Source organism: Psychrobacter sp. TB67 (assembly GCF_000511065.1).
GTDB lineage: Bacteria > Pseudomonadota > Gammaproteobacteria > Pseudomonadales > Moraxellaceae > Psychrobacter > Psychrobacter okhotskensis.
Map to the genome: position 1 here is coordinate 55,688 of NZ_AYYA01000066.1, position 7,504 is coordinate 63,191.

Annotated in this window: 5 protein-coding genes and 1 pseudogene; 4 read left to right on the top strand and 2 right to left on the bottom strand. The window is 44.7% G+C overall.

The annotated features are described in order from the left end of the window. Positions 1 to 517 precede the first annotated feature (517 nt). From katG to W293_RS17270, 4 genes and pseudogenes are all read left to right on the top strand, one after another. Positions 518 to 2,710, top strand: a pseudogene (katG, locus tag W293_RS16465) (catalase/peroxidase HPI). Between the two features lie 300 nt (positions 2,711 to 3,010). Beyond that, positions 3,011 to 3,943 carry a LysR substrate-binding domain-containing protein gene (locus tag W293_RS0112685; protein WP_025652792.1) on the top strand — a complete coding sequence of 311 codons (933 nt, stop codon included), beginning with the start codon at positions 3,011 to 3,013 and terminating at the stop codon, positions 3,941 to 3,943. 496 nt (positions 3,944 to 4,439) lie between these two features. Next, positions 4,440 to 5,459: an LLM class flavin-dependent oxidoreductase gene (locus W293_RS0112690; protein WP_025652793.1), complete on the top strand. Its 1,020-nt coding sequence runs from the start codon at positions 4,440 to 4,442 to the stop codon at positions 5,457 to 5,459. A 30-nt stretch (positions 5,460 to 5,489) separates the two neighbouring features. Continuing rightward, positions 5,490 to 5,636, top strand: a complete 147-nt coding sequence (locus tag W293_RS17270) for a hypothetical protein (RefSeq protein WP_156915630.1) — start codon at positions 5,490 to 5,492, stop codon at positions 5,634 to 5,636. A gap of 270 nt (positions 5,637 to 5,906) precedes the next feature. Here W293_RS17270 and W293_RS0112700 read toward each other — a convergent pair whose 3' ends face one another. Both W293_RS0112700 and W293_RS0112705 read right to left on the bottom strand, forming a co-directional pair. Further along, positions 5,907 to 6,938: an ornithine cyclodeaminase family protein gene (locus tag W293_RS0112700; RefSeq protein ID WP_025652794.1), complete on the bottom strand. Its 1,032-nt coding sequence runs from the start codon at positions 6,936 to 6,938 to the stop codon at positions 5,907 to 5,909. Positions 6,939 to 6,968: 30 nt separating this feature from the next. Beyond that, the coding region (locus tag W293_RS0112705) for an IS30 family transposase (protein ID WP_025651008.1) at positions 6,969 to 7,504 on the bottom strand (536 nt) is incomplete at its 5' end.

Here is a 7,504-nt window from a genome sequence, read left to right on the forward strand (position 1 = left end):
ATGATGTTAAAAATAAGTAAATAAGTAAGTCGTTAACTATTAACCTATTTGTATATAAAAAGAATGAAATCAACGCGAGTGGCGTTATTGATAAGGGGGAATGGCGTTTACAGCATATTGAGTAGGACAAAAAATTAAAACCGCTTATGATTGGTTATTTAAAACTTATGATTCTTATATATCAGTTTTATAAATACATGGTACTTAGTTATGCTTCACGTATAGGCATACATATATCAGCAAGCTTCCCTACTAATAAACGTCACTTCTAAAAATTACCATAGCTAGCTATTTTTCCTTTCTCTCACTACCGCCCAGGAGTTATTCAATGTCCAACTCGACCCCCAGCTCAGCTGACAAAAATGCGACCCCAGACGCTGCACGTTGCCCTATCGATCATGAAAGCAATAACAATAATGGTGCCGCCACTAACACAACTTATGACCAAGGTGATGATAAAGGTCCGACGATTCATAGTGAAAACGTAGACCATACGCATGCGCCGCAGCGCCCTAGTATGGGCGGCTGTCCTGTCATGCATCAAGCACACACTACTGCTGCTTCTACAGCAACTGATTGGTGGCCGAACAGCTTGAACTTGGACATCTTACATCAGCAAGATCAAAAGACTAATCCCATGGGTGCGGACTTTGACTATGCTGAGGCCTTTAAGCAGCTCGACCTAGAAGCCGTCAAACAAGATTTGAAAAACTTAATGACTGAATCACAAGAATGGTGACCAGCAGATTGGGGGCATTATGGTGGTTTGATGATTCGTATGGCATGGCATTCGGCTGGTACGTATCGTAGTGCTGATGGCCGCGGCGGCTCCAACACTGGTAATCAACGCTTTGCGCCATTGAACAGCTGGCCTGACAACGTCAACTTAGACAAAGCGCGTCGCTTACTATGGCCTATCAAGAAAAAATACGGCAGTAAACTGTCTTGGGCTGACTTAATGATTTTGGCAGGAAACATGGCCTATGAGTCAATGGGCTTTAAAACCCTAGGTTTCGCTGGTGGTCGTGCTGACATCTGGCATCCAGAAAAAGATATCTACTGGGGCTCTGAGCGTGAATGGCTCGCCGCTACAGAAAACCGTTACGATAGCGATGAAGATCGTGCGTCACTCGAAAACCCGTTAGCAGCGGTACAAATGGGCTTGATTTATGTCAACCCTGAAGGGGTCGATGGCAACCCTGACCCGCTCAAAACAGCGCAAGATATGCGTACGACCTTTGCTCGTATGTCGATGAACGATGAAGAAACCGTGGCGTTGACCGCTGGTGGTCATACCGTTGGTAAATGTCATGGTAATGGTGATGCGACGATATTAGAAGATGAGCCAGAAGCAGCTGATGTCGCCGAACAAGGCTTAGGCTGGCGCAATCCTAAAGGTAGTGGCAATGCAGGCGATACGGTATCGAGCGGTATCGAAGGTGCATGGACGACCAATCCTACCCAATGGGATTACAATTATTTTGAGTTACTCTTAGGTCATAACTGGGAGCTAACCAAAAGCCCAGCAGGCGCTTGGCAATGGGAGCCTACCGATATTCGTGAAGAAGATCGCCCATTAGATGCGCATGACTCAAGCGTACGCCGCAACCCAATCATGACCGATGCCGATATGGCGCTAAAAAAAGACCCTATCTATCGTGAAATTTCAGAGAAATTCCATCAAGATCCAGAGTACTTCGATGAGGTCTTTGCCAAAGCGTGGTTCAAACTAACGCATCGTGATTTAGGTCCAAAAGCTCGCTACTTAGGCGCAGACGTGCCAAGCGAGGACTTCATATGGCAGGATATCGTTCCTAAAGGCAATACTGACTTAACCGCTGATGATATTGCAGCTTTAAAATCGCAAATATTAGACAGTGACTTGAGCCGCCGAGAGTTGATTATCACTGCTTGGGATAGCGCCCGAACCTTCCGTGCCTCAGACTATCGCGGCGGTGCCAATGGTGCGCGTATTCGCCTTGCTCCGCAAAAAGACTGGGCAGGCAATGAGCCTGAGCAATTGCAACGTGTGCTCGAGACGTTAACCAGCATCCAGTCTGGCTTTGATAAAGACGTTAGCTTGGCAGACCTTATTGTGTTGAGTGGTAACGCCGCTCTTGAACAGGCAGCTAATGATGCCGGCGTAGAAATTACAGTACCGTTTAACCCAGGTCGCGGTGATGCTGACGCATCAATGACCGATGCGGAATCTTTTGCAGATTTGGAGCCCTTACACGACGGCTATCGTAATTGGGTTCAAGGCGACTACGCGGTATCACCTGAAGAGATGCTGCTGGATCGCACTCAGTTGATGGGCTTAACTGCTCCTGAGATGGTGGTATTGATTGGTGGTATGCGCGTTCTCGATACCAACCATGGTCAGAGTCAACATGGCGTCTTTACTGAGCGTGCTGGCGTGCTTACCAATGACTTCTTCGTTAATCTGACGGATATGAATAACACTTGGCATCCTATCAAAACCAGCGACGATGCTCGTAACACCTCTAACCTTTATGAAGTACGCGAACGTGGCACTGGAAAAACGAAATGGCAAGCGAGCCGTGTGGACTTAGTGTTTGGCTCCAACTCTATACTACGCGCTTATGCTGAGCTATACGCGCAGGATGACAATTTAGAGAAGTTCGTTCATGACTTCGTCGGCGCTTGGAGTAAAGTAATGAACGCCGATCGTTTTGATATCGCTGACTAACCTTCTGTGCTCAGTTTGACATGTTCACTAAGGTTTGCCTTAATAATTAAATCCAAACTTTACAAACAGCTATCTTTTAGAAGGTAGCTGTTTTTTTTGAATAATGCACTTTTATTGAAATTTCAAAACTCGCTAGCAATTAGATTACAATTTCTATATTCCCAATTATTATTAATTGATAGCTATTTATTATATACAAGAATAATAGATTTGATTTACACTGGTCGCTTACGGCATATTCGTAGGTTTTTACTTTTATATACAGACAGGGTTTGTATATTTATACAATAGGATTCAGTTATGGCAATCGACGTAGTGGTCAATCAGCGGCACTTGCAAATTCAGCTCAAGCAGTTGGAGACGGTGTGGCATACGGTGATTAATGGCTATAACTTAAGCCAAGCGGCGACAGTACTGCACACCAGTCAATCAAGCTTATCCAAGCATATCGCAGCGCTTGAAAACCAACTAAAAACTGAAGTATTCGTGCGTCAAGGCAAGCGTTTGACCGGTCTGACGACCATGGGCACAGCGCTCATGCCGCATATCGAGTCTATCTTTGCTGAAATCCGTACGATTGAGAATCTAAGCCTCGACTTTAACAACCCCAATGTCGGTACCTTAACCATTGCCACTACTCATACGCAGGCACGTTATGTATTGCCGCAAGTGGTCAAAGAATTTAAAGAACGTTTTCCTAAAGTGAATTTAATCTTGCAACAGGCTGATCCTGAGACCATCGCCCAGATGGTGATACGCGGGCAAGCTGACATCGGTATTGCAACCGAGTCGTTGCTCCATAATAACTATCTGCGCTGTTATCGCTATTATGACTGGACGCATCGCGTTATTGTGCCAAGCGATCATGAGCTTGCCAGTCACGAGTCTATTGATTTGCCGACCCTCGCCAGCTATCCAATTGTTACCTATCATGGTGGTTTTACCGGACGCGGTGCGATTGATAAAACCTTTACGGATGCAGGTCTTGAGCCAGATATTGTTTTAGCAGCGCTCGATGCTGATGTAATTAGCACTTATGTTGGTCTTGGTTTAGGCATTGGTATTATAGCCGAGATGGCTTTTGAGCCAAGCCATTATCAGAACTTAACGGCGATTCCGGTGGATCATTTCGGGCGCTTTACCAGTTGGATGGCGGTACGGGATGATGCAGAAATCCGCCAATACGGGCGCGCTTTTATGGAATTATGCCAAAAGCAATTTAATCCAGAATAGGCTATCTGCTTAATCATTGTTTTTACCCTCGCTGTAAACATTTTAATAAATATCAGACAGTACAGACTGACGGCATCGTTATCAATAGATAGCGATGCCGTTAATTTTTATGCCTAAAAAGACGTGCCTTCAATAAGAACCAACACGACTAAATGGACTAAAAGCGGCTAAATATTCTAATCTGTACACGCTATTAGATTATTAAGATTTGTTATCGTTCTAACTTTTGACCTTGATATTGCCCGCAACTGCCCCATCATAATAACTATTAAACGGGTAGCACATCGCAACCTTACACCACTAGCAACGATGAACTGGCCTTGTTGTACTTTCAATATTGTTTCGACATGAAAAGCCACTATTTATTTAGAGTTTGTTGAACATTCACAACTTGTTGCACATTCACAAATAAGCACTGCTGCCGTTTATCCTTACCACCCTCAAATACAAATATAATAATGTCGTTAAAAAGCGGCGTTAGAAACACAGGTGATCTATGAGTAACACAATTCCTTTATCCTTTTTAGACTTAGCCCCCGTTCCTGAAGGTCATACCATTGCTGAAGGTATCGCCCAGACGGTTGAGACCGCACAGCTTGCAGAAAAAGTCGGCTTAAACCGTTATTGGATGGCAGAACATCACAATATGCCCGGTATTGCGAGTGCAGCAACCTCGGTGCTGCTAGCGCATATTGGTAGTCAAACCAAGCGAATACGTATTGGCGCAGGCGGCGTGATGCTTCCTAACCATGCACCGCTCGTGATCGCTGAGCAATTCGGCACATTACAAGCGTTATATGGCGACCGTATTGACTTAGGCTTAGGCCGCGCTCCTGGTACAGATGGGGCGACTTTTCAGGCGCTACGTCGGCAGATGAGCGACGCTGAACGCTTCCCGCAAGACGTGCAAGAATTAATGTACTTCTTAGGAAATTCAACTGACAACAGTCCTGTGCAAGCATTCCCTGGCGCCAAATCAAACATTCCTATCTGGATACTCGGATCTTCACTTTTTGGAGCGACCTTGGCCGCACATTTAGGACTGCCTTACGTGTTCGCCTCGCATTTTGCGCCGCAAATGCTCAGTCAAGCTATCACAACTTACCGCGAGCAGTTCAAGCCGTCAGCCTATTTAGACAAGCCTTATGTGATGGTGGCAGCGAACTTACTACTGGCTGATGACGATGCAACTGCCCATTATCACTTTACCTCAGCACAGCAGAGCTTTGTGCGTTTACGCCGAGGTGAAACAGGGCAAATGCCAAAACCAACCCACGATATGGATAGTATTTGGAGTCAAGCAGAGAAGATGATGGTAGACAACGCGCTATCGATCTCGTTCATCGGCTCTGTTGAAACGGTCAAGCCCAAACTGGCTAATTTTCTGGCCCAATATGAGCCAGATGAGTTGATTGTAACGGCCAACGTTCATAATCAAGCAGCGCGTTTGCGTTCACTTGAACTTACACCTGAGCTAAACTTGTTTACTTTACAATCGGCAGCGGCACTTGCATAATTATTGATAACTTTTAATGAGATTATGGTCATGGAACCCTCTGCTTTTATTGGTTCATCAATATTTTTGTACATCGCAGCATTTATCGCCGTTATGGTTGTTGGTGGATATTTAACGTATCGTACCAGCCCAAAACGCAAACAGCGCCGTGAAGATAAGCGCGATAGAGATAACTAAGGCTAATGTCAAAAGCCCTCTTTTCTTATTTGAAAAGAGGGCTTTTTTATTGCTAATAAATATATAGCGCTTTTACGAAAGATGACTTCATTTTAAAAATGGTGATAAACATGCGATAAATTACCTTTAAACAAGAAAAATAGTGTAGATACTATTGAAATATCAACCAGCTATTTGACGCCGTTTAGCAACGTTTAATCGTTTTTATCACATTTAAATGACTATAAATTGAAGCGAAGACACACCCTGATTGGTCTATTATAAAACGTATCACCAATCAACTGATGAGCCGAGGTTCTGTTTTGCAGCTTGCTTAGCGACATATAAAGCGACTGCCGCATCGAAACTAGCCGCGCCCACCGATTTAAATAACGTGATGCCTTTTTTAGACTGAGTCGTCTCTTCTTTTAGCTCGCTCGTTACCAGCGCTTGCAAATTGCCACTAAGGTCATCCCAAGTCCATACGCAATCAGAAGCAGCATGCGCTTGAATCAAATCGCCAGCCTCATGGCGACTGCCGGCCAAGTCATCAACGACAACCATACTGCTGCCAGCTATGACATCATTGCTGATTTCTTTCATTGAAGGTTGATAAGCACCAACCGCGTTGATATGCGCATCAGATTTTATTTGATCGATACTAAATAAACCTTCGGTTGCACGGGTCGCTACGTTAATGATATCCGCATGACAGACAGCCTCACTGATTTCGTTGCAAACCTGAATGTCAACATCCCACTGCGCATAATCACGAGCAAATTTTATCTTAAATTGCTCGGCTCCTTCGTGGTTTCTGTTCCATAAATAGACCGTTTTAATATCGGGGCGCACTGTCAGTACGGCATGCAGTTGCTCGTAAGCCATGCCGCCGCAGCCAACGACAGCTACACTTTGGCAGTCAGACTTTGTCATATACTTAGTAGCGATACCTGATAAGGCGGCCGTGCGCACCTGCGTGATATAGATACCATCCATAATCGCTAATATTTCACCCGTATCATTATTAGAGACGGTAATAATAGCGGTGGTCGTTGGCATATCACGACTAGGGTTATCAGGGCAAATTGTGACGAGCTTGACAGCGGTATACTCTTTTTCACCATCATAAATCGTGGCTGGCATCGATAAATGCGAGCCTGAACTGTGAAGCTTATCTTCACTAAACGTCTCGATAACCAAACGTTCAGGTGCTTTAACCCAATTAGGGTGTGCTGCTTGCTGAGTTAACAAGGTTTCAATCGCTTCAATCGCAGCTTGCATATTAAGATGTTCGGTCACGACCGCTTGATTTAATAATTGCATTAACATAGCTCCTGTTTATATTTCTTGGATTCAACATTGAAGTGCAACGCACCCGAAGCTAGATTTTACCTCAAGAGGTGTTCTAAACCCTAGCACCTTTCTAGGTCGATTATTTAAACTGTCTTCAATCGACTGAACTAAGTGCATGCATAGGTTATCCAGACGCATTGACTTCGGTAGAAACTGACGAATTAACCCATTGGTATTCTCATTCGTTCCACGCTCCCAAGAATGATAAGGCTGAGCAAAATAAATATCAGCCTTCAACGCTGTTGCCATCGTTTCATGGTCAGCAAACTCTTTACCGTTATCAAAGGTGATACTTAACGCCTGTTCACCTTTTAGCATGCCAATACAAGCTTGTGTGACGGCTACTGCCTTGCGATTGGGTAGCGCTTTGATCTTAGTCTCTCGAGTTGTTCTATCCACTAGAGTGACAAGCACACCTTGATGTCCACGACCAACCACCGTATCCCCTTCATAATCGCCCATACGACTGCGCGCTTCAATGATACTGGGACGGTCATTGATATCACAGCGGTTCGCTATCTTTCCGCGCCTATCAT